Here is a 23,174-nt window from a genome sequence, read left to right as displayed (position 1 = left end):
CGACCATGCTCTTTGGGGTTTTGGGTGTTTATCCGTTGCTTCGGGTGTTGCGGCTGGCGGTTTCGCCCTTACGGCGAGTCACTTTTTCAGACGCCAAAAAGTAACCAAAACGCTGGGCCCCGGCGTACGGCCCTCGCCGTGGCTCGGGTTCCTTCGTTGCGGGGTTCATCCGGGGGCATCGCCTCCGGTTTGCTTCGCTGCACCTCCTCTCGATGTATGCGGCTTCGCCGCATGGCGCTGCGCGCCTACCCCCGGATAAACCCCTCCACTCAGCCTGCCGATGGGGCCGGCACGGCAAGATCAAGAGCTTTCGGCGAGCTGACACTCGGCCATTTGAGTGGTGAAGAGCATGCGGTCTGTCTGGACTGCTTTGCTTTTCTGTAGGAGTGAGCCTGCTCGCGATGGCGGCCTACGAGCCGACCAATCTCCAACTGAACACACCTATTCCAACTGTGGGAGCGAGCTTGCTCGCGAAAGCGGTATGTCAGGCACCAAAAGTGTTGGATATGTTGACGCCTGCGCGAGCAAACCCGCTCCTGCAATGGCTTAGCTGTGTGCTGCAGGTTGGCTGATTTCCACGTTGTCCAGCACCCGATTCACCGCCAGTTCAGCCAGCATGATGATCTGCTGGATCGCCAGTATCGTCTGCCGCTGCGGGCTTTCGACATAGGCCGCAATGTCGCTGGTCATGATGCTTGCCGAGGCCAGTGATTCGCAGGCGTGAACCAGCAGGCTTTCGTTGTCCATCTCGGGGGCGACCTGGAACATGCTGCTGGGTTTATGGAATCTCACAGCGGCGGCGGAAGGTTTCAGGTAATGGTCGAGTGCACGCTCGGCGGCGTCGTGGAGCTTTTTTGAATCGAGGGATTCGTAGGGGGAGGTGCTTTCGGCTTGGGGCGGATTGGGTGTGGGTTTGATCATGGTGGAACTCCATTCGGGATGTGGAGTTCGCCACGTACTGCGACCAAGCAATAGGGTGGCGAACCGTACGCAGGTTGGTCGACCAGGGAATGGAAACCCGGCAGGGCCAAGGCCCTCCCACGCACAGCTCGCCATTAAGCAAGCTTAAAAAGTGCGCCATTCTAAACCCGAACGACCAAGTCCGGTCGTTGATTCGTCAACGACCCCCTGAGCCTATCCACCCCACTTCCGAGTCACAACCGTCAAAACCTGTCGGAAAACTCCCTTCAAATCACCGCTTCTGTAGGAGCTGCCGTAGGCTGCGATCTTTTGATTTTTAAACATCAAGAGCAAAAGATCACAGCCTGCGGCAGCTCCTACAGTGAACACCGTGTGTTGAAAATCAGTTGGCGACGCGGGCTCCGGCGAGGCTCCCACTCAACTCATACGCCGCCAGTTCCGCCTGATGTGCCGCCAATATCTCCGGCAGTGACCCGCGCAAATACTCGACCCAGGTCTTGATCTTCGCGTCCAGGTATTGCCGCGACGGGTAGATCGCGTACAGGTTGAGTTCCTGCGAGCGGTAGTTGGGCATCATCCGCACCAGCGTGCCGTTGCGCAGGCCTTCGATGGCGGCGTAGACCGGCAGGACGCCGACGCCCATGCCGCTGATGATCGCGGCTTTCATCGCGTCGGCGGAGTTCACCAGGAACGGCGAGCTGTTGATAGTGACCATTTCCTGGCCGTCGGGGCCGTTGAAGGCCCATTTTTCCAGGGGGATCACCGGGCTGACGAGGCGCAGGCAGGCGTGGTTCAGCAGGTCGCTGGGTTTTTGCGCGCAGCCGTTGGCTTTCACGTAGGCCGGGGAGGCGCAGACGATGCTGTAGGTGATGCCCAGGCGTTGCGAGACGAAGCCCGAGTCCGGCAGTTCGCTGGCGAGCACGATGGACACGTCGTAGCCCTCGTCGAGCAGGTCCGGCACGCGGTTGGCCATGGTCAGGTCGAAGGTCACGTCCGGGTGGGTCTTGCGGTAGCGGGCGATGGCGTCGATCACGAAGTGCTGGCCGATACCGGTCATGGTGTGCACTTTCAGCTGGCCGGCGGGGCGCGCGTGGGCCTGGCTGGCCTCGGCTTCGGCTTCTTCGACATAGGCCAGGATCTGTTCGCAGCGCAGCAGGTAGCGCTTGCCGGCCTCGGTCAGGGCGATGCGCCGGGTCGTGCGATTGAGCAGGCGGGTTTGCAGGTGGGCTTCCAGGTTGGAGACCGCGCGCGAGACGTTGGCCGTGGTGGTGTCGAGTTGCACGGCGGCGGCGGTGAAGCTGCCGGCTTCGGCCACACAACTGAAGGCGCGCATGTTTTGCAATGTGTCCATGGGGTGCTCTCAAGGGAGATGGCAAATTGTGACACGAAGTTTCAGGGGCTGAGACCCCCGACCAACGGATTATCTCGTTAACGGTAACAAAGATTCACAGGAATCCCAGCTTATCGCCACCAAGGCGCCCACCTAGAATTGCGCCGTTCCCTGTAGGAGCTGCCGAAGGCTGCGATCTTTTGATTCTGTTTTAAGGGAATCAGGATCAAAGATCGCAGCCTTCGGCAGCTCCTACAGAAGGGAACACGCCCCCGCCTTATCCTCTTTCAGGAATTCGCAGCTGTGCCGCGTCGCATCAACAGAGCGCTTTTGCCGCTCAGTGTTCTGGCTTTTACCCTGGGTCTCAGCGGCTGCATCTCAACGCAAGGAATTGCCCCGCATAGCAAGGCATTGGAAGCCGACGCACTGGCCACTGACGACGCCATCGCCCACGCCGCCCGTGACGCACACTGGCCCACCGCACAATGGTGGCAAGCCTACGGCGACCCGCAACTCAATCACTGGATCGACCTCGCCGTGCAGGGCAGCCCGAGCATGGCCATGGCCGCGGCGCGGGTGCGTCAGGCCAAGGCGCTGGCCGGTGTCGCCGAATCGGCCGAGTCGTTACAGATCAATGGCGAGTCCACGCTCAAGCGCCACAACTGGCCGACCGACCAGTTCTACGGCCCGGGCGAGCTGGCCAACACCACCACTTGGGACAACAACGCCGCGCTTGGCTTCAGCTACGCCCTCGACCTCTGGGGCCGGGAAAGCAATGCCAGCGAACGCGCGGTGGATCTGGCGCACATGAGCGCCGCCGAAGCGCGGCTGGCGCAACTGGAATTGCAGAACAACATCGTGCGCGCCTACATCGAGCTGTCGCTGCATTACGCCCAGCGCGATATCGTCGCCGCGACGCTAAAACAGCAACAGCAGATTCTCGACCTGGCGCAGAAGCGTCTGGACGGCGGCATCGGCACGCACTTTGAAGTCAGTCAGGCCGAAACGCCGTTGCCGGAGACCCATCGGCAACTGGATGCGCTCGACGAAGAAATTGCCCTGAGCCGTAACCAGATCGCCGCGCTGGCGGGCAAAGGCCCGGGCGACGGGGCGCAGTTGCAGCGGCCGACTCTGGCGCTGGGCGCTGCGTTGAAACTGCCATCGGCATTGCCCGCCGAGTTGCTCGGTCAGCGCCCGGACGTGGTCGCCAGTCGCTGGCAAGTGGCGGCGCAGGCACGCGGCATCGATGTCGCGCATGCCGGGTTTTATCCCAACGTCGATCTGGTCGGCAGCCTCGGCTACATGGCCACCGGCGGTGGGGCGCTGGAGTTTTTGACTGGCAAGAAACTCAACTACAACGTCGGCCCGGCGATCTCGCTGCCGATCTTCGACGGTGGGCGTTTGCGCAGTGAGCTGGGTGAAGCCTCCGCCGGGTATGACATCGCCGTGGCGCATTACAACCAGACGCTGGTCAATGCGCTGAAGAACATCTCCGACCAGTTGATCCGCCGCGAGTCGATGGACAAGCAGCAAGCCTTCGCCGCCGAATCGGTGGCTATTGCGCAGAAGACCTACGACATCGCGATGATCGCCTACCAGCGTGGCCTCACCGATTACCTCAACGTGCTGAATGCGCAGACCTTGTTGTTCAAGCAACAGCAAGTGCAGCAGCAGGTGCAGGCGGCGCGCTTGAGTGCGCATGCCGAGCTGGTGACGGCGCTGGGTGGCGGACTCGGAGCTGGCAATGATGTGCCCACAGCCGAGCAAACCCAGGCCCCGAAAACCCCGGCCCTTTTGCGGTGAACACACGATCTCTTTGGCAATTTAATACCTGTGGTGAGGGGATTTATCCCCGATGGGCTGCGAAGCAGACCCAATACGAGCCTGTGCAATCTGACTGTGAGAACTCAATTGCCTTGTTTGGGGTTGCTGTGCAACCCGTCGGGGATAAATCCCCTCACCACAGAGTTTGTGTTCACCACAAAAATTGATGTTTGCCACAGATGACTCTTCAGTCCTCAATCATTGAGCAAGACCAAATGACTCCCTTGCCCGCACCTCTACGCTGGCTCTACTCCCTGGAATGGCGCCGGGGTTTGTTTGACTGGGCGCGCAGCGATGGCGTGACCTGGGTGTATATCTTCAAGGTATTGCTCGCCGCGTTCCTCACGCTGTGGCTGGCGATGCGCCTGGAGTTGCCGCAACCGCGTACGGCGATGATCACCGTATTCATCGTCATGCAGCCGCAGAGCGGCCAGGTGTTCGCCAAGAGTTTCTATCGCTTCCTCGGCACCCTGGCCGGGTCGGCGATGATGGTCACGCTGATCGCGCTGTTCGCGCAGAACACCGAATTGTTTCTCGGTTCGCTGGCGATTTGGGTCGGCATCTGCTCGGCCGGTGCGGCGCGTTGCCGTAACTTCCGCGCCTACGGTTTTGTCCTTGCGGGCTACACCGCCGCGATGGTCGGCCTGCCGGCGCTGGCGCATCCGGACGGTGCGTTCATGGCCGCCGTCTGGCGGGTGCTGGAGATCTCGCTGGGGATTCTCTGCTCGACGGTGGTCAGCGCCGCGATCCTGCCGCAAACCGCCAGCGCGGCGATGCGCAACGCGCTGTATCAGCGCTTCGGCGTGTTCGCGTTGTTCGTCACCGATGGCTTGCGCGGACGCAGCAAAGCCGAATCGTTCGAAGCGAGCAACGTGCGTTTCATCGCCGAAGCGGTGGGCCTGGAAGGGCTGCGCAGCGTCACCGTGTTCGAAGACCCGCACATGCGTCGGCGCAACGGTCGCCTCAGCCGTTTGAACAGCGAGTTCATGGGCATTACCACGCGCTTCAACGCCCTGCATCAGTTGCTGGAACGCTTGCGCGTGAATGACGAAGAACACGTGGTGGCCGCGATCAGGCCGGGCCTGCAGGATCTGGCGGAAGTACTCGACGGCTTCAGTGGCCGCGCCTTGACCAGCCCGGACGCGGCACGTTTGGCGACGGCATTGGCCACGTACAAGGAAGGCCTGCCGACGCGCGTGCGAACCTTGCGCGGCATTTTCCAGGAAACCGGTCCGAGTGAAGCCGAGCAACTGGATTTCCATACTGCATACGAGCTGCTCTATCGCTTCGTCGATGACTTGCACAGTTATGCACAGACCCACGCCTCGCTGGCCGATCACCGCCACGAACGTGAGCGCTGGGACGAGCCGTTCACCCCGCAAACCAACTGGTGGGCCGCTGCGGCTTCGGGGATTCGCGCCTCGTTCATCCTGATTGTGCTGGGCAGCTATTGGGTCGCCACCGCGTGGCCGAGCGGCGCGACCATGACCCTGATCGCTGCCGCCACCGTGGGCCTGTCCGCCGCCACGCCGAACCCGAAACGCATGGCGTTCCAGATGGCCTGCGGGACTTTCCTCGGAGCGGTGATCGGCTTCGTCGAGATGTTTTTCATCTTCCCGTGGATCGACGGATTTCCGCTGTTGTGCGTGATGCTTGCGCCAGTGATCGTGCTCGGCTCGTTCCTCGCTTCGCGACCGCAATACGCCGGGGTCGGTCTCGGTCTGTTGATCTTCTTCAGCACCGGTTCGGTGCCGGACAACCTGACCATTTACAACCCTTACACCTTCATCAACGACTACATCGCCATGGTCATGGGCATGCTGGTCTGCGCTGCTGCAGGCGCAATCATTCTGCCGCCCAACAGCCGCTGGTTGTGGAAGCGCCTGGAGCAGGATCTGCGTGGCCAGGTGGTGTACGCGATCAGCGGCAAACTCAAGGGCCTGGCGTCGAGTTTCGAGAGTCGTACTCGTGACTTGCTGCATCAGGCTTATGGTCTCGCCGCCGGGCAGCCGACCGTGCAGAAGAACCTGCTGCGCTGGATGTTCGTAGTGCTCGAAGTCGGCCACGCGATCATCGAATTGCGCAAGGAACAGGCGATCCTCCCGGTGCATCCGGCGTATGCCGAATCGCAGCCGTGGCGTCAGGCGATCCGCGTCATGGGCCGGGCGCTGGTGCGACTGTTTCTGCAACCGAACCCGAGCAATCTGGAGCGCGCACTGGTGGCGGTCGATCACGCGATCAGTCGGGTCGCCGCGACCGACGAGCCGTTTGCGCCGCACTTCGACACGTCCGCGTTACGCCGGGTGAAGAGCTATCTGCACTTCATCCGCACCTCGTTGCTCGACCCGCAATCACCACTCGCTGCCTATGCCGTCGCCAAGCCCGAAGGACTTGCCCATGCCTCGTGAAATCGCCTTCCACGGCGTGTACATGCCGACCATGACCCTGATGTTTTTTGTCGCTGCGGCGCTGGCCTGGGCGCTGGACCGCTTTCTCTCGGGGTTCGACCTGTACCGCTTTTTCTGGCACCCGGCGCTTTTGCGTCTGAGTCTGTTTACCTGTCTGTTCGGCGCCATGGCGCTGACTGTCTACCGTTGAGAACGTTCTGATGAAAAAGTTTTTCAGCCTGCTCGCGACCCTGCTGGTGCTGGCCCTGGCACTGTGGATCGGCCGGACCCTGTGGGAGCACTACATGAACACGCCGTGGACCCGCGACGGCCGGGTGCGGGCGGACATCATCAACGTCGCCGCTGACGTCACCGGGGAAGTGGTCGACGTACCGGTGCGCGACAACCAGTTGGTGAAGAAGGGCGACCTGCTGATGCAGATCGACCCCGAGCATTACCGTCTCGCGGTGAAACAGGCGCAGTCGCTGGTGGCGTCGCGCAAGGCGACTTGGGAGATGCGCAAGGTCAACGCGCATCGCCGCGCCGACCTCGACAATCTGGTGATCTCCAAGGAAAACCGCGACGACGCCAGCAACATCGCCGACGCCGCGCTGGCCGACTATCAACACGCGCAAGCACAACTGGAAGCCGCCGAACTCAACCTCAAACGCACCGAAGTGCGCGCGGCAGTCGACGGCTACGTGACCAACCTCAACGTGCATCGCGGCGACTACGCGCGCATCGGCGAAGCGAAAATGGCCGTGGTCGACATGAACTCGTTCTGGGTCTACGGCTTCTTCGAAGAGACCAAACTGCCGCACGTGCGCGTAGGCGACAAGGCCGACATGCAACTGATGAGCGGCGAAGTGTTGAAGGGCCACGTGGAGAGCATTTCCCGCGGCATCTACGACCGCGACAACCCGGAAAGCCGCGAGCTGATCGCTGACGTGAACCCGACCTTCAACTGGGTGCGTCTGGCGCAGCGGGTGCCGGTGCGCATCCACATCGATGAAGTGCCGGAGGGTGTGTTGTTGGCGGCGGGGATTACTTGCACGGTGGTGGTGCAGCAGGACGCTGTGGATAACTGAAATACCGAGTCGCGTTCATTCGCGAGCAAGCTCGCTCCCACAGGGGGGCCGGGGTGCAACAAACATCCCTTGTGGGAGCTAGCTTGCTCGCGAATGAACGCGACTCGTTACTTCAGAAAAGCGCTGAGCAATCATTCAGCGCAAAACGTCTCCTGCAAATGCCGCCACAGCACCCGCCCGGCCTCGGCCTTTTCAAACACCACCGTCGACCGGCGATCCGTGCGCAACCCGCTCGCATCGCTCTGCTGCTCGCGATAACTCAGCGTTGCGCCATGCGCATGCAGCGCAATCCCGCGCAGCTCACTGAGCTCGATCCTGAACCCGGGCTTCTTCCCGCCCGCCGCGTGAAACAGTGCGCGCAAGGCTTCGATATCCAGCGCCCGGCCCAGCGGCGTGACCATGGAAAAATCCGCCGAGAACCGGCTCAGCAAGCGCTCCATTTCGGCTGAATCCTGCTCCACGGCAAACCAGCGTTCGATCACCAAGTGGGCCTGGATCACTTCATCAAAATATTCGTTGTAGTCAGTCATGTGGATTTTTCCTGAAGGGGAGGTGGGCTCAGCAGGGCGAGCACTGTGGAGGCGTCGAAACGCAGCACGGCGACCATTGGCAGCAATGTGAGCAAGGCCGCCGCGACAAAGCAGTATTTGAATCCGTTGCCGCCCAGTGCACCCAACAGCGAACTGAGCAGCGCGGCGCCGAGACAGAAACCGAGCTGGCGATTGATGTTCCACAGAGCGCTGGAGTGGCCCATTTTTTCCGGCGCGATGCCGACAAATGCCAGGCTCTGCGCGGTGACGCTGCACAGGCTGCCGCCCAGTCCCATCAAGGCATAGGCAATGATCAGCGGCGTGGCGGCGGGTTGTTCGATGCGCATCAGCAGGACAATCCCCAGGCACTGCAAAAGCATCCCGGCGATCAGCAGCGGTTTGGGGCCAATGCGGTTGAAACTGCGTTTGCCGAGCATGATCGCCACCCCCGATGCGGCCGCCCAGGACAGCATCAGCGCACCGGTCTGCGCGGCGCCGAAACCGAGGTCGTGCAGGTACAACACGGCAATCATGTTGGTGCCGGTAAACACCCCGGGCACGAACAGGTAGATCAGCATTGCCAAACGCAGTGACGGACTCTTGAGCAGTTGCAGGTCGAGCACCGCGTCAGGTTTGTGCCAGCCATCGCGCAGGTACAGCCATAGGGTCAGGACACCGAGCAGCAGAACCCCGGCGGCGAGGTGTCGGGTAGCGGCGGCGCTCGCCAGGCTCACAGCAATCAGCAACAGACTCAGGGCTGCCACCGCCAACAGCAACCCGCGCATATCCAGTGTCGGGCGTTCCGTGCCGGGTTGATCCGCTTGCAACCACAGCAGACCCAAGCCTAACGCGAGCAGCGCCAGCGGCATGTTCAGGTAGAAAATCCAGCGCCATGACAACGCCTCGACGATCAGGCCGCCCGCCGCTGGCGACAGGGCTGGCACCATCAGCGCGACCATCAGCACTACGCCGGTAAGGTGCGCGCGTTGCGTCGCTGGATACTGCCGATAAGCCAGGGCCTGACCGATCGGCAGCAACAAGCCGCCACCGAGCCCTTGCAGCAAACGCCAGCCGATCAGGCTTTCAATCGACCCGGCCTGGGCCACCAGACCGGAAGCGATTCCGAACAGCAGCAACGAGCCGAGAATCAGCCGCCGCTCGCCAACCCGCGCCGCCAGCCACACGCTCAGCGGAATGATCAGCGTCAGCCCGAGCATGTAGGCGTTGGTGATCCACGCCAGTTGCGTTACCGAGGCTTGCAGTTCCCGAGCGATGTCCGGGTAGGCAATGCTCGCGGCGAACATGTTCAGCAGGTCGAGGGCGAACCCGAACAGATACACCAGCGCAACTTTCGAGCGATAGGCCATGGCAGTTTCCCTGTGATGAGACGTGCAGGGTAGGGCGCTTTTGGCGTTAGGAAAGCGCTGGTTTGCCTGCTAGTTTGTCAAAATAATTTTGACAGGGAGCGCGCTGGACATGGTCAGCCTGGACCGTTTTGACACTTTCAAAGCCGTGGTCGAGGCCGGGTCGTTGACGGCCGCCGCCGATACCCTGGGCCAGACGCGCGCGGTGGTGAGCTTCAATCTCAAGCGCCTGGAAGAAGAACTGGGCGTCACCTTGCTCACGCGCAACACCCGGCAACTGGCTTTGACCGATGCCGGCGAGCGCTTCTATCGGCGTTGCCTGCGCACTCTCGACGAAGCGCGACTGGCGATCGAGGAAGCGCGCTCGGAGCACTCGCAACTCAAGGGCACGTTGCGCATCACCACCACTGTGGAGTTTGCCCTGGCCCAAGTGGTGCCGGCGCTGGAGGTGTTCCGTCAGCAACAGCCGCAACTGAACATTCACCTGTCGACGTCCTCGACCCACGCCGATCTGATCTCCGAACGCTTCGACATGGCGATTCGTCTGGGACGCATGCACGACTCCAATCTGCGTGCGGTGCAGTTGTCGAGGTTTGAAGTGTATGCGGTGGCCGCGCCGCAGCTGGTCGAACGCTTTGCGCCGGTTGCCACGCTGGCGACGCTGGAATCGATGCCGACGCTTGGCCATGGCCGTGTCCCGGAAATGACCGTGACCGACCCGGCCGGCAGCGAGCACGTCTACCAGCCAAAACCGGGGACCACCGCCATCGTCGCCGACAACTCGGCGACGCTCAGGGCGTTTGCGCTGACCGGGCAAGGCGTGGCGATTTTGCCGCAGTGGCTGATTCAGGAGGATCTGCAGGCGGGGCGATTGGTGCGGTTGCTCGCCGATTACCGCTTTGCCCAACAGGGTGTTTACGCGTTGTACCCGGATACCCGGCATTTGCCGCTGAAGGTGCGGGCGTTTATTGATTTCATGAAGGGTTGGGGCTGAAGATCTCGGTTGATTGTGCCGGCCTCATCGCGGGCAAGCCACGCTCCCACAGATTTTGTGTCGTTCTGGATATTTATGTACGCAGCAAAACCCTGTGGGAGCGTGGCTTGCCCGCGATGGGGTTACCTCGGTCTCAGAGTTGTCCGCGCAAACCGAACCGCTTCATCAACGTCGACTCCAGCAACCCTTTGGGCAACAACGTCGCCAGCAACGGCAACGCGCGGCTGCCATTACCAATGCGGATCAAGCGTGGCGGCGTGCTCTGCTGCACAGCCTTGAGCAACTCAGCCGCAAACTCACTGGCCGGGGTCGGCTTGTCCTGCGAGGCCTTGGCCCGCGCACGAATCCCCTCACGCAACGGAAACCACGGTGATTGCTCGTTGATCAGTTGCTCCGCTTCATGCCCGGCATTCTTGGCGAAGCTCGACTGAATCGCCCCAGGCTGGACCTCCATCACGCGGATACCGAACGGCGCCAGCTCCATGCGCAGCGCATCGCTCAGCGCATGCACCGCGGCTTTCGAGGCGCAGTAGGCGCCGGCGAACGGCGTGACCAGTACCCCTGAGACACTGCCGATATTCACCACCAGCCCCTTGGCCCGGCGCAGTACCGGGAACAGCGCACGAGTCACCCCGACAATCGAGAACACGTTGGTTTCGAACTGGCGCTGCATGGCCGGCACGCCACCGTCGAGGAGCGGCCCCATCGCGCCATAACCGGCGTTGTTGATCAGCACGTCGAGGCCGCGGTGTTGCTGGTTGATGCGCTCGGCGAGTTGTTCCAGCGCCACGCTGTCATTGACGTCCAGCGCGATCGCGGTGAACCCGGCAGCGGCGAGGGTCGCAACATCATCAGGCTTGCGCGCACTGGCCCAGACTTCGTAACCGGCGGCTTTGAACGCATCGGCGAGGGCGCGGCCAATGCCGCTGGAGCAACCGGTAATCAACGCAACGGGCATGGCGCATTCCTTGTGCAAAAGTGGGGGAGGGGATCAGTCGGAGAAGCTGCCTTGCAGGCGCTCGGCGCGAAACTCCAGGGTTTGCGGACGATAACCGGGGCGCAGCGGTGGCATTGGCAGGCAATCTTCCCAGTCGCCACCGGCCTGCAGTTCGCCGGGGCCGCGATAGCGCGGGGCGGTGTATTGGTTGTCGGCCAGATTCACCGTATCACCCGGCGCGTAGGCTGCGATGCGCCAGCGCAGTTCGGTCAACGGCACGTCGTTGCCGTTTTTCATCTTCAGTTGCAGCGGGCGATCCGCCGGGCACTGTTCAGGCGCATAGGCAATGCGCATCTCCAGACGCGCCAGTTGCTTGAGCTCGCGGTTGTCCAGCCACACCACCCAGACCGCGACCAATCCCAGCCCCACGGCGGCCGCGACCGACACCGGCACGGCCTTGGCCGGATAGCGCAGCAACAGGATCAGCCAGGTAATGACCAGCAGCACGCCGATGAACATGTTTGAACGCTCCTTGAACTCGTGAGCACCATCCTACCGAAGGGGCGCGGGAATGGATATTCGCCGAGCAAAGCATGACGCCATTGGTCGGGACTGTAATTTCTGACAGTGGTCGGCCACAGTGGCCAGGTATTGGATAGAGGGCATTCGGCAGGCATTGGCCACTATGGTTTTGACCCGCCCTGTCACGGAGAGTCGGGAGGTCGTAATGCGTGTCTGGTTCAGCGGTGTGATTTGCCTGTTGCTGGTAGCCTGCACACAGCCCGTCGTGGATAACTTGTCCGGTCACGCGCCGCAGCAGACGCGGTTCGAGCAGGAAGGCCACGCCACGGCGGCTGCCTTGGCCGCCCGCTACGCCGATACGCGGCGCGATTGCGGCAGTGCCTCGACACCGGCCTTTCTTTGTTCCGGCATTCTGTTCCGTGGGACCATCCACTCGCCGCTTTATCACTTCTGGAACCCCAGCCCGATTGCCGTGCAAAAGGGCGGCGTGTCATTTTCCTTCCTGAGGCGGGATTCGCAGTTTCGGCAGATCGACTCGACTTACGATCATGGATTTGTTTTTTATCCGATCCTGAGCATGCCGCCGGACAAGCGACGTATCGAAATCCTCTGCGTGTTCCCCATCGATGGCGCCACATTCGATCGCGACAATCCCGGTTGCGGTGCCCACCGGGCTTATCCACAGCAGAGCCGGCGCTGTCAGTCACAAGGCATTACCACGGCTGAGCAATGGCTGGCACATGTCGTGCGCCCCGGCGTCGCGCAGAGTTATTACCAGTGCAGTTTCGATGTTCGTGACCAGATGAATGTGGCGGCAGCAGACGCGTTTTATCAGGCCATCCGGGTCATGACGTTACATCGTGACGTCGCCTTCCACAGCCGCAATGAAATGATGCTCGCAACATGGCCGCAGGATATTCCCGCGCAGTTGCCGATCCAGGCCCTGTACTACGTGGGCAATGGTTTACCAGCTGCCCAATATGACCAACAGGACTTTTATGACCGCAGCGGGGTGATGCTGCCGATCATTCGCATCAGGCTGCCGGCGACTCCGGCAGACGTGGCGGCGTTTGCATTCGATCTGCGGGATCAAGTGTTCGATCCCCAAAGCAAGTTGCTGCGCATCAGTTCGCTGACCGCCTCACCTCAGGGCGATCCTTTTACCTTCGCACCGGACAGCGGCTTTCCCATGACCGGATTCAGCGGCGCGAGGTTCAAGATCAATGTCATGGGTGGGCGCGCACCGTATGTATTCAGCAGCTCTGATCCCGGTACCGCCAGGGTTGATCCGCGCACGGGGGACGTGACGCTCATCGGGCATGCGCAGGTGCTATTCACCATCAAGGATGCTGCCGGGCAGTCTGTGCAGTTCAGCATGCCCAAGGCAAAACTGTGGTTCACCGCGCTGGCATGCCACCAGAACTGGGCGACGGCCAACAGCTTTTCGATCGGGTTCGGTGCGGCGCTGCCCCGACCGCAGGAGCTTGGCAACAGTTACTTGCTGCGCTACCCGGGGGCGTTATACCCGGAGTGGGGGGACATGGTCCGTGGCTACCAATGGCCGATCGGTGCATTCGATGTCAGCAACAATCATGACGCGCACGTTGCCGAGTACTGGACGGCGCAAGCTTCCCAGGCCGGCAGCTACGTAACGGCAACGATCACTCTGGGGTCTGCGTATTATCGGCCGGCAGGATGGAAGCTCTGCTCGGTCGCCGTATTGCGTCAATAAAAAGCCCCCGCCCAACCCACTGCGGATAGGGGACACAGTGGGCTGGACGGGGGCTTCTTGTCTTGCTGAACGTTATTGCGCGATGGTCTTCACCGACACGCCGCGTTCGACCGGCGTGGAGCGACCGTAGATATCTTCGAAGCGTTCGATATCGTCTTCACCCAGGTACGAACCCGATTGCACTTCGATGATTTCCAGCGGGATCTTGCCCGGGTTGCGCAGGCGGTGCACCGAGGCGATCGGGATGTAGGTCGACTGGTTCTCGCAGAGCAGGAACACGTTGTCATCGCAGGTCACTTCGGCGGTGCCGCTGACCACGATCCAGTGTTCGGCGCGGTGATGGTGCATCTGCAGCGACAGGCACGCGCCCGGCTTCACCGAGATGTGCTTGACCTGGAAGCGGCCGCCCATGTCCACCGAGTCGTAGGAACCCCACGGACGGTAGACCTCGCAGTGGTTCTGGGTTTCGCTGCGGCCCTGCTCGTTGAGGGTGTTGACCATCTGCTTGACGCCCTGAACCTTGTCCTTGTGCGCGATCATCATCGCGTCCTTGGTTTCGACCACGACAATGTTTTCCAGACCGATCACCGACACCAGTTTGCCGTTGCCGTGGATCATGCAGTTCTTGCTGTCCTGGATCACCACGTCGCCTTTGCTGACGTTGCCGTTGGCATCCTTCTCATTGACTTCCCACAGCGACGACCAGCAACCGACATCGCTCCAGCCGGCGCTCAGCGGCACCACGCAGGCGCGCTGGGTTTTTTCCATGACGGAGTAGTCGATGGAATTGTCCGGGCAGCAGGCGAAGGTGGCTTCGTCCAGGGTGACGGTGTCGGCGTCCTGCTGGCTGCGCTCGAGGGTCAGCAGGCAGGTGTCGTAGATGTCCGGATCGTGCTTTTTCAGCTCTTCGAGGAAGCGGCTGGCGCGGAACAGGAACATGCCGCTGTTCCAGTAGTAGCCGCCGGATTCAACGTACTCGGTGGCACGTTTGACGTCGGGTTTCTCGACGAAGTGCGAGACGCGACTGACGCCTTCGGGCAGCAGCGAATCGCCGGTGGATTTGATGTAGCCGTAGCCGGTTTCCGGTTTGGTCGCCGGCACGCCGAACAACACCATCTCGCCGTTTTCGGCAGCCACGGTGGCCAGGGCCAGGGCGCGTTGCAGGGCTTTCTGGTCTTCCAGCACGTGGTCGGCCGGCAGCACCAGCATCAGTTCGTCGCGACCTTCATTGACCAGCATCATCGCGGTCAGCGCTACCGCTGGCGCGGTGTTGCGGCCGAACGGCTCCATGAGGATGCGCTGGCATTCAAGGTTACGGGTGGCCAACTGCTCGTTGACGATGAAGCGGTGATCCTTGTTGCAGACCACGATCGGCGTGTCCATGCCTTCGAAAACCAGGCGCTCCAGAGTTTGCTGGAACAGCGTGTGTTCACCGGTCAGGGCCAGGAATTGTTTAGGGAATTGCTTGCGCGAAAGCGGCCAAAGACGTGAACCGCTACCACCTGACAAGATCACCGGAATCATGTTGTTTACTCCATAAAAATCGATTGGTTAGAGGCACGAACGTTGTGTCGTTTCACTCTTGTTTTTGTCTCGTACCGAGAGGCCGCCGCATTCCCCTGTAGGAGCTGCCGAAGGCTGCGATCTTTTGGCGTCTTTAATGACGCCGAAGATCAAAAGATCGCAGCCTCGTTTCACTCGACAGCTCCTACAGGGATCAGCGTCTCATCGGGAAATTGTTAGCGAGTCGACACCGGGCGTTTCACCCAGACTGGCGACAGGCTGCTGCCGGAACCGGTGACGTACAGCACCGCTGCTTCACCGCGCTCCAGGGCGACCGGTTTCACGTCGCCGACTTTCTTGTCACCTTCGTACAGCGCCAGGCTGACTTTCACCGGGTTGATTTCACGTTCGCCACGGCCCTTGGCGGCCACGTTCGGCACTACCTCGGTCTTGCCGTCGGCGGTCTTCAGGGTCAGCGGCTTGTCGCTGAGGTTCTGCACGCGCACCAGGGATTTCTGCTTGTTCTTGAACGGCGGCTCTTCGATCAGCTGCGGCGCGCCGGAAGCGTTGTTGACCAAGGTGTAGTAGTGGTCACCGGCAAGTTTCACCGGCAGGGTCTGGCTGCCGATTTTGGCGCTGTAGTCACCGCCCGGCATGAAGCTGAAGTCGCTGCTGGCCAGCGGCGCGACGTCGCTCAGGTTGGTGCTGCCGACGGTGGCGCTGACTTCGGCGTTGCTGGCGTTGTAGACCCGCACGAAGGTCGAGCCTTTCGGGGCGGTCGGGCCGTACAGCGCGGCGTCGCCACCGGCGAAAGCCTGGACGGAAAGCACGCTGAGGCCTGCAACCAGTGCGAAGCGTTTTGCGAGACGACGAGGAGTAGTTGTGAAAGTCATGGTGTTACCTCTCTTTCAGTTTTGCGCCCGATCGGGCGTCTCGGATTTAGTGTTGATGGCTACGTTTTGTTGGCGAGCACCGGCTTGTTTGAGCTCTGCGACCCACTGCGGGTCGGCGTCGCCGATTTCGTTGTTCACAGGCAGATATCGTTCAGGAAACTCCCAGATCAGCACCTGTGGCGGGCTATTCTTGAAGTCATCGCTTTTCAGGTAGCTGAGCATCGGCAGGATCGGACCGTGGCCGTCTTCGGCGTAGTTCACGACGTCGCTGTGCAGCGCTTGTTTCAGCGCACCGACGAAGTTCCAGTTGGGGTTGGCGCTGTAGCTGGTGCCGATCAGCGCGACCGGTACTTCGCTGCTGGCGAACAGCGCGTCGTCACCGGCAGGCTGCTCGGCGGCCACGGTGTTGCGCTTTTGCAGCGGCTCTTGCGCCGGCATCAGGTTTTCGAACAGCGGATCCAGCGGCAGGAACAGACGCAGGTCGCCCTTGTGCGTGACCTTCTCCGCTGGCGTGGTGACAAAGCGCTGTGGCTCGCCGCTGAGCGGGAACTTGTCGGCGATGGTTTTCGCCAGGGTGTTGGCGGCGATTTCAGCGCCTTCCGGGGTCCAGTGGGTGTCGGTGCGCAGGAACACTTGCTGACCGTTCTGCTTGGCTCTTTGCAGTGGGCCAAGCAGGTCCGGGGCGAGGATCTTGTCCGCCGCGACACGGGCGTGGAAGTCCTGATAGAGGTTGGCGTGGATGCTCGCCGGTTTTACTTCACCCAGGTGTTCCGGGTACAGGCGCACCTTGGCCGGTACGATCGCCATCACCAGTTTCACGCCTTTCTCTTTCAGGGTCTGGCGCACGCCTTCGACCAGCGCGTAGTTGCCTTGCAGGTTCAGTTCTTCGTTGACGATCGGGTTGAATTCCTCGTCGCTGTACAGCCACTGATCGCGACCGAGCACTACGCCTGGACGACCTTCGTTGAACAGTTTGAAATCCAGCGCCGCCCAGAGGTTGGTGCCCAGACGCTTGATCGGAAACTGATCGTCGTAGTGGGTTTCCACGGCTTTGGTCCAGCGACCGTTGAGCACCGTCGCATCGGCATTGGTGCTGAAGCCGAAGAAGCTGCGCACCGACCACAGACCGAGCACCAGCAAGGTCAGCAGAAACAGCGCGATGTAGAAGATGCGTAATGAGCGGGTCATGTCAGATCCCTCAGAACTGGAAGTAAAGGAACGGCGAGAAGCTTTGCGCCGAGAGTTTGAGAATCGAGGCGATGAACAGCAGCAGGATCAGCCCGCGCATCACGTAGCGTGACCAGTCCGCCGTCCAGTAAGCCGGTTGCACCTGGGCTTCGACGCCGACGGTGTAGCCAGGCTCATGGATGCTCGCCGGGTTTTCGCCAGGCGCGGCTTTGATCATGCCCGGGGTCGCGGTGGCAGGGCCGTTGGCCTCGACGTTGACTTCAGGTTTGCTCTTCACCGGAGGCTGGTTGGTGTACAGATCACGCAGACCGAAGAACGCCAGGGTTGCGTACGCCACCACCAGGGTTGCCACTTGCAGACCGGTGAGGCTGGCGCGGTTGAGTTCCGACAGCGACCAGTCGCTGAAGCTGAACATCGCGCCGTACATGCGCCCGGCGACGTGCAGGTTTTCGGCACGGAAGATCACCCAGCCCATCACCACCAGCAGGAAGGTCAGCGCCCAGCGGATCGGGTTGAGGCTGCGCGGCGAGGTGTTGATGCCGAGCATTTTTTCGATCGCCAGCCACATGCCGTGCCAGGCGCCCCAGACGATATAAGTGATGTTCGCGCCGTGCCACAGACCACCCAGGAGCATGGTCAGGAACAGGTTGCGATAGGTCATCAGCGTGCCTTTACGGTTACCGCCGAGGGTGATGTACAGATAGTCACGCAGCCAGGTCGACAGGCTGATGTGCCAGCGGCGCCAGAACTCGGTGATCGACTGGCTGATGTACGGCTGCTTGAAGTTTTCCATGAAGCGGAAACCCATCATCAGGCCCAGACCAATGGCCATGTCGCTGTAACCGGAGAAGTCGAAATACAGCTGCGCGGTGTACGCCAGCGCGCCGAGCCAGGCGTCACCCGTGGTCGGGTTTTGCAGGGCGAAGCAGTGGTCGGCGACCACCGCGAGGGTGTCGGCGATGAAGACCTTCTTGATGAAACCCTGCATGAACCGCGTGCAGCCCTCGGAGAACTTGTCGAGGGTGTGGGTACGGTTGTTGAACTGGTCGGCGAGGTCGCGAAAACGCAGGACCGGGCCGGCAATCAGGTGCGGGAAGATCGCCACGAACGCCGCGAAGTCGATCAGGTTGCGCGTGGCCGGGGTGTCGCCGCGATACACGTCGATGATGTAGCTGATCGACTCGAAGATGTAGAACGAGATACCGATCGGCAGCAGCACGTGGGTCAGGATGAACGGTTCCAGACCGAACGAGGTCATGATCGCGTTGATGCTGTCCACGCCGAAGTTGGCGTACTTGAAGTAGCCGAGGATGCACAGGTCGACCGCGACGCCGAGCAGCAGCCAGCGCTGTGCCGGTTTGGTGCGCACGCCGGCGGCACCGACTTTCAGGCCGATCCAGTAGTTCCACAGGGTGACACCGGCGAACAGCGCCAGGAAGTCCACCCTCCACCACGCGTAGAACACGTAGCTGGCGATCAGCAGCAACAGGTTGCGATAGCGTTGCCCGCTCAAGTAGTACAAGCCGAGAAAGATCGGCAAGAACAGAAACAGGAACACGTTGGATGAAAATACCATCCCGATCTCTCCATGTTTGAACCAACAGTCAAGGGCCAAAGCCCCCCCAAACCCCCCACGTAAACTGGAGGGCTAACTCAAATCTTGCTGCCCCCTGTAGGAGCTGCCGAAGGCTGCGATCTTTTGATCTGGTCTTTTGAAAATCAAAGTCAAAAGATCGCAGCGTGCCGCGGCTCCTACAGGGTTTTGGCCTTATGAACCCTTGTTGCCCTTCTCATGCGACGGGTCGTAGACCTTGGTCAGGTCGCCGCCGAGGCGGAAGGTCTTGAAGGGTTGCATGCCGTGCTTCTTCTCGATCACATCCGCCGGGCAGGTGTAGAGGGTGCAGAACGGTTCGAGCCAGGCGAATTTCATGTCCTCTTTCAGGTCGGTCATGTCCTGCTCTTTGCCGTTCTTCTTCTCGAACTGATCCGGGTCTTTCACCCCGGCCAGCACCCGGTCGCCCAGACGCTTGAGCGCGCTGTTGTTTTCCTGACGCAGATCGACACCGTTGACCTGGGCGAAACTGGCGATCATCGCCAGTGGCGGCAGGGCGTAGTTGTGATAGGCGAGGGCGCGTTGCTGGCGCTTGAGTTCGTTGGGCAGGAAGCCGTCGGCGTCGATTTGATTGACCCCGACCTTGTATTCCTTCACCGCCCAATCAAACAGGTCGCGACGGTTGGTTGCGATCGAGGTCGCCATCACCGACCACGCGGCCCAGTACGAGTGGTTGTTGGTTTTTTCCAGCGGCAGGTTGTCCCAGTCGCTGACCACCTGATCGGCCATCTTGCTGAACCACGCCTCGATCTGCTGCGCTTCTTGCTGATGCGTGGCCAGCGGATGCGAGTCGGAGAACTTCAGGCGAATGTACGAAGAGGCCATGCTGCCCAGCGCCCATTTGCGCATCGACTTGCCGGTGTGGTTGAAGTCTTTCGACATCAACGCATCGGCCTTGGCCCACGCGGTCAACCAGTTGAGCGTGCAGTCGAGCTGCTCCGGGCGACCGTCGCGCATGAACTGCATGACGCGTTTGGCGGTGCCGCGCTCCAGGGTGGTGATGTCCTTGGTGGTGTCGCGGAAGGCTTTTTCCGACTGCACGTTCAGGGTCGCGCGGGCCTTGTCCGAGCCTTCGTACTTGCTGCGAAATTGCAGCGGCCCGGTGTACGGCGCCGGCATCGCGTCGCAGCCTTCGCTGTTGTCGCCGCTCTTGAATTTATCCACCGGGGCAAAGTAACCCTGCGGCGGGCGCAGTGGCGCGGCGGCCTGAGTGGCCCCGGTAAACATCGCCAGGGTCAGCAGGGATGGCGCAAGCAAGTGTTTGATCGTTCGATTTCGCATAGCAGACCTCATTGCCCGAGCTGAGCGGTTTGTGGCCCAGCGCCCGGGAATACGTTGCGTTTGCAGATTTTCGCTTCGACTTTTTGTGGCGCGGTACCCGCTTCCGGGCCCTGGACTTCGACTGCCAGCAGATTTTGCGAGGCCCAGTCTTCGTCCGTGCGCAGCTCAAAGGCGAAACGACCGTCGGTGTCGGAGGTTTCCGGTTTCTCGATCTTGATGTCCTCGTGGCGACCGTTCATGTACCAGAGGGTGGCTTGCAGAGTTTTCACCGAGGTGTCGGCGAAGCGGATGTCGACCTGATGACTGCTGTTCTGCAGGTTCAGGTTCTTGCTGTTGACCAGCAGTTCCTGTTTGCCGCCGGGCTTGAGCGTGGTGCTGGCGGACATTTGCGCGTCTTTGCCTTCGCAGCCGTTGTCGAGAAGAGACATCATCTGGCGATAGATGGTTTCCTGGTCGAGGCGGTACAGCGGCGAGAATTCCCAGATCAGAATCTTCGGCGGAGTTTTCTGGAATTCGTCGCTACCGAGGTACTGCAGCATCGAACCTTCCAGACCACCGCCGGGGAAGGCGACGTTGAGAATGTCAGCGCCAATGGCTTCTTCGAGGAAGCCGGCGAAGTTGTAGTTCTTGCCGCTGTGCGAGGTGCCCACGAGGGTGATTTGCGGGTTGCCGGAATCACCGAACAGGTCGCCGTCACCGGCCTCGCCTTTCGGCTCGGTGGTGAACTGGTCCATGTACTGGATCGCGTAACTGGTGCCGCACAGTTGCCCGGCCATGTTGTGCAGGGTGCCGGTCTTGCCCATGCGTCCGGTGCGTTTGGTTTCGAATTCACGCTTGGGAATGTCGGCGAAGGCCGGGATCTGCTTGACCTTCTCGGCGACGATTTTCGCTGTGCGCTGGGCACCGTATGGGGTCCAGTGCTGGTCGCCGCGGAAGTAGAAATCGTGGGCGGGCAGGGTGTCCGGCAGCGATTCGTTGGTCAGCGGCGAGAGGTCCGGCACCACGTAACCCATCTGCGCGAAACGCCCGAGCATGGTCTTGTAGTTGCCCAGCGCTTTCTCGTAATCGAACGCGGCTTTTTCCTGCGGGTTGAGTTTGTTGCGGTTCACCAGGCCACGGGTCGGCTGATAGACGATCACCAGTTCGACGCCTTTGGCCTTGAACGCATCGTGCAGCTGTTGCAGGCGTTTGTAGCCGGCCGGGGTGGTGTTGAACTCGGTGCGCAAATCTTCCTGGGTGCGGAACAGCCAGTCGCCCTGCGCCTGCACCAAGGTGGTGAAGTTCTGCTGGTAGCGCGTGGTGTAGTTCTTCGCGTCATGGGCGGCCGGGCACAGGTTGCAGCACGGTTCGGCGCTGAATTTTGGCGGGGTGGCGCCCGCCGCGTCATCGGCGCGGGCAGCATTGCTGGCCGCCAGAATGCCCACGGTCAGGGCCGACAGGCTGAGTAATTTGATCAAGTGTGGGTGCATAAAATTATCCTCAGTCCCGCAGTTCGGTCTGGCGTTCGACAGGGTCGATCAGTACGGCTTTCTGCTGGCGCACCAGCAGGTCGAGAATTTCATCCTGGCGCTCGCCGAGGATGCCGTTGAAGCTGATGCCGCTGGATTTGGTCGGCGCCAGCATCGATACGCGATACAGCTCGACGCTCAACGGCGAATCGATGGCCATCGGCCCGCTGCCGTTGGCCGCCAGTTCACCGCCGACCACGATCAGCGAGACTTGCGCGTCGAACGGGTCGAGCTTGATGTCCCGGTCGGTGTCGGTCAGATCCTTGATGTGGCCGTAGACGCCGGTCAGGCCGTTGGCCATGGCGACGTTTTCGTAAAGGCGGATGTTCACGCTATTACGAATGCGGATGCCGTGACGTTTGTTGCTGATGACCTTGTTGCCCCACAGCAGGTTGTCGGCGGACTCGTAAAGCGTGATGCCGTCCGTGTGGTTCTTGTAGATCTCGTTGTAGGCGATGATGTTGTTGACGCTGTTACGGTCGATCACCAGGCCCGAGAGGTGGTTGTCGTAGCTCTTGTTGTTGAAGATGAAGCTGTCGTTCACTTCTCGGGAAATGATGATGCCGTGCTTCTTCTTCGTACCGTGGACGGTGTTCTCGGCAATGATCAGACCGTGGGAACGGTCGTGCGGGTCGATGCCGTAGACGATGTTGTCCTTGTAAGTGTTGCCCTTGACCACGAAGTCGCGGGTCTCGTAGCAGTAGAAGCCGTACCACATGTCGGAGAACTCGGAGCCGACGATCCAGCCGGTCGGTTCAGGGCGCTTGAGCACCTTGGCCATGTTCGGCGTGTACTGGGAAATACTCACCCCGTACGACTTACTGTTGGCGTAGCCGAAGCTGGCCATCTTGCTGTTGACGATGTAGGTCTCGGTGCCGCCCCAGGCCAACAGAAACGGCCGGAATTCCTTCGGCGAACGGAAGGTGGCCGGGCCGTTGTCCTTCTCGCGCCAGCCAGTGACTTTGGTGTCACGCACGAACAGCTGACCGTCGTTGACCAGGAACGAACCGGCCTCTTGCGACAGACGCAACTCCTGGGTCTGACCATCGATTTCGAGGATGCCTTTGCGACCGACCACGATCGGCAGTTTCGCCAGGTACACGCCCGGCGCGGTTTCGCTGAAGTACTGCTTGGGCAGCTTCTGCGCCAGCTCCTTGAGGTTCAGGTAACCGTCGTCGACGAAGATCGCCTGCGGGATGCCGTGCTGACGCACCACCCATTCGGCCATCTTGTTGTCGCCGCCGATGAAGTCCTTCAGGGCGTCTTCCTGCATCATCCGACGCACGCTGATCTTGCCCGGTTTACTGCGAATGATCTTCGCGGCAGCGGCCTCGGCGGTGAAGCCGGACAGGTCGGGCAGTTTCGGCTTGGCCAGTTCCAGCGCCTCGGTCGGCGCGCTGCTGACGGTGTAGGTCTTGGCTTGTTGCAGCTCTTTGGCGGTGGTCACCGGCTTGGCCGGTTCCACCGTGGCGAACGCGCCAGCGGAGGCCAGCAGCATGGCGCCGGCCAACAGGCTGAGCGAGCCTTTCCTTGCATGGTGCATGTCGGGCACTCCCTTGG

Annotated in this window: 19 protein-coding genes; 6 read left to right on the top strand and 13 right to left on the bottom strand. The window is 61.2% G+C overall.

Annotation, left to right across the window (positions count from 1 at the left end; genetic code table 11):
• Nucleotides 1-546: 546 nt before the first annotated feature.
• Together JN524_RS17380 and JN524_RS17375 are read right to left on the bottom strand one after the other, a co-directional pair.
• Nucleotides 547-921, bottom strand: coding sequence for a DUF6124 family protein (locus JN524_RS17380; protein ID WP_202370126.1), 375 nt, complete (start codon nt 919-921; stop codon nt 547-549).
• Nucleotides 922-1,303: 382 nt separating this feature from the next.
• On the bottom strand, nt 1,304-2,272 hold the full coding sequence (locus JN524_RS17375; protein WP_064586051.1) for a LysR family transcriptional regulator: 969 nt from the start codon (nt 2,270-2,272) through the stop codon (nt 1,304-1,306).
• Between the two features lie 282 nt (nt 2,273-2,554).
• Here JN524_RS17375 and JN524_RS17370 point away from each other — a divergent pair, with 282 nt between their 5' ends.
• The 4 genes from JN524_RS17370 (at nt 2,555) to JN524_RS17355 (ending at nt 7,550) form a co-directional block, all read left to right on the top strand.
• Complete coding sequence (locus tag JN524_RS17370; protein WP_202370125.1) at nt 2,555-4,054, top strand: efflux transporter outer membrane subunit; 1,500 nt, start codon at nt 2,555-2,557, stop codon at nt 4,052-4,054.
• Between the two features lie 236 nt (nt 4,055-4,290).
• Nucleotides 4,291-6,483, top strand: a complete 2,193-nt coding sequence (locus JN524_RS17365) for an FUSC family protein (protein WP_202370124.1) — start codon at nt 4,291-4,293, stop codon at nt 6,481-6,483.
• The gene (locus JN524_RS17360) at nt 6,473-6,673 is read left to right on the top strand and encodes a DUF1656 domain-containing protein (RefSeq protein WP_003221811.1); all 201 of its coding nucleotides are present in this window, start codon (nt 6,473-6,475) and stop codon (nt 6,671-6,673) included. The genes JN524_RS17365 and JN524_RS17360 overlap by 11 nt, the downstream gene beginning before the upstream one ends.
• Before the next feature lie 10 nt (nt 6,674-6,683).
• Nucleotides 6,684-7,550 (top strand): efflux RND transporter periplasmic adaptor subunit, encoded by an 867-nt coding sequence (locus JN524_RS17355; protein ID WP_202370123.1) that lies wholly within the window; start codon nt 6,684-6,686, stop codon nt 7,548-7,550.
• A gap of 131 nt (nt 7,551-7,681) precedes the next feature.
• Here JN524_RS17355 and JN524_RS17350 read toward each other — a convergent pair whose 3' ends face one another.
• On the bottom strand, nt 7,682-8,080 hold the full coding sequence (locus tag JN524_RS17350) for a DUF4440 domain-containing protein (protein WP_202370122.1): 399 nt from the start codon (nt 8,078-8,080) through the stop codon (nt 7,682-7,684).
• Nucleotides 8,077-9,447: an MFS transporter gene (locus JN524_RS17345; protein ID WP_202370121.1), complete on the bottom strand. Its 1,371-nt coding sequence runs from the start codon at nt 9,445-9,447 to the stop codon at nt 8,077-8,079. The genes JN524_RS17350 and JN524_RS17345 overlap by 4 nt, the downstream gene beginning before the upstream one ends.
• Before the next feature lie 109 nt (nt 9,448-9,556).
• Here JN524_RS17345 and JN524_RS17340 point away from each other — a divergent pair, with 109 nt between their 5' ends.
• Nucleotides 9,557-10,438, top strand: coding sequence for a LysR family transcriptional regulator (locus JN524_RS17340; protein WP_183785843.1), 882 nt, complete (start codon nt 9,557-9,559; stop codon nt 10,436-10,438).
• 133 nt (nt 10,439-10,571) lie between these two features.
• On the opposite strand, the gene JN524_RS17335 is transcribed toward JN524_RS17340, so the two are convergent.
• Both JN524_RS17335 and JN524_RS17330 read right to left on the bottom strand, forming a co-directional pair.
• Complete coding sequence (locus JN524_RS17335; protein WP_202370120.1) at nt 10,572-11,396, bottom strand: SDR family oxidoreductase; 825 nt, start codon at nt 11,394-11,396, stop codon at nt 10,572-10,574.
• A gap of 33 nt (nt 11,397-11,429) precedes the next feature.
• Nucleotides 11,430-11,894, bottom strand: a complete 465-nt coding sequence (locus tag JN524_RS17330) for a multidrug transporter (protein WP_202370119.1) — start codon at nt 11,892-11,894, stop codon at nt 11,430-11,432.
• Nucleotides 11,895-12,102: 208 nt separating this feature from the next.
• Here JN524_RS17330 and JN524_RS17325 point away from each other — a divergent pair, with 208 nt between their 5' ends.
• Nucleotides 12,103-13,629 (top strand): hypothetical protein, encoded by a 1,527-nt coding sequence (locus tag JN524_RS17325; protein WP_202370118.1) that lies wholly within the window; start codon nt 12,103-12,105, stop codon nt 13,627-13,629.
• A 72-nt stretch (nt 13,630-13,701) separates the two neighbouring features.
• On the opposite strand, the gene JN524_RS17320 is transcribed toward JN524_RS17325, so the two are convergent.
• The 7 genes from JN524_RS17320 to algG form a co-directional block, all read right to left on the bottom strand.
• Nucleotides 13,702-15,153 (bottom strand): mannose-1-phosphate guanylyltransferase/mannose-6-phosphate isomerase, encoded by a 1,452-nt coding sequence (locus JN524_RS17320; protein ID WP_202370117.1) that lies wholly within the window; start codon nt 15,151-15,153, stop codon nt 13,702-13,704.
• Between the two features lie 215 nt (nt 15,154-15,368).
• On the bottom strand, nt 15,369-16,025 hold the full coding sequence (locus JN524_RS17315; RefSeq protein ID WP_202370116.1) for an alginate O-acetyltransferase AlgF: 657 nt from the start codon (nt 16,023-16,025) through the stop codon (nt 15,369-15,371).
• Nucleotides 16,026-16,040: 15 nt separating this feature from the next.
• Entirely contained in the window at nt 16,041-17,213 is a 1,173-nt protein-coding gene (locus tag JN524_RS17310; protein ID WP_202370115.1) for an alginate O-acetyltransferase, read from the bottom strand.
• Between the two features lie 10 nt (nt 17,214-17,223).
• A complete protein-coding gene (locus JN524_RS17305) occupies nt 17,224-18,789 on the bottom strand; it encodes an MBOAT family O-acyltransferase (protein WP_007969546.1) in 1,566 nt (521 codons plus the stop codon).
• 192 nt (nt 18,790-18,981) lie between these two features.
• Complete coding sequence (locus JN524_RS17300) at nt 18,982-20,106, bottom strand: mannuronate-specific alginate lyase (protein WP_202370114.1); 1,125 nt, start codon at nt 20,104-20,106, stop codon at nt 18,982-18,984.
• An 8-nt stretch (nt 20,107-20,114) separates the two neighbouring features.
• Nucleotides 20,115-21,575, bottom strand: coding sequence for an alginate O-acetyltransferase (locus JN524_RS17295; protein WP_202370113.1), 1,461 nt, complete (start codon nt 21,573-21,575; stop codon nt 20,115-20,117).
• A 10-nt stretch (nt 21,576-21,585) separates the two neighbouring features.
• Nucleotides 21,586-23,157, bottom strand: coding sequence for a mannuronan 5-epimerase AlgG (gene algG, locus JN524_RS17290; protein WP_202370112.1), 1,572 nt, complete (start codon nt 23,155-23,157; stop codon nt 21,586-21,588).
• Nucleotides 23,158-23,174 lie beyond the last annotated feature (17 nt).

It is taken from the genome of Pseudomonas sp. MWU318, assembly GCF_016756945.1.
GTDB classification, from domain to species: Bacteria; Pseudomonadota; Gammaproteobacteria; order Pseudomonadales; family Pseudomonadaceae; genus Aquipseudomonas; species Aquipseudomonas putida_A.
This window is presented reverse-complemented; position numbering and strand designations above follow the sequence as displayed.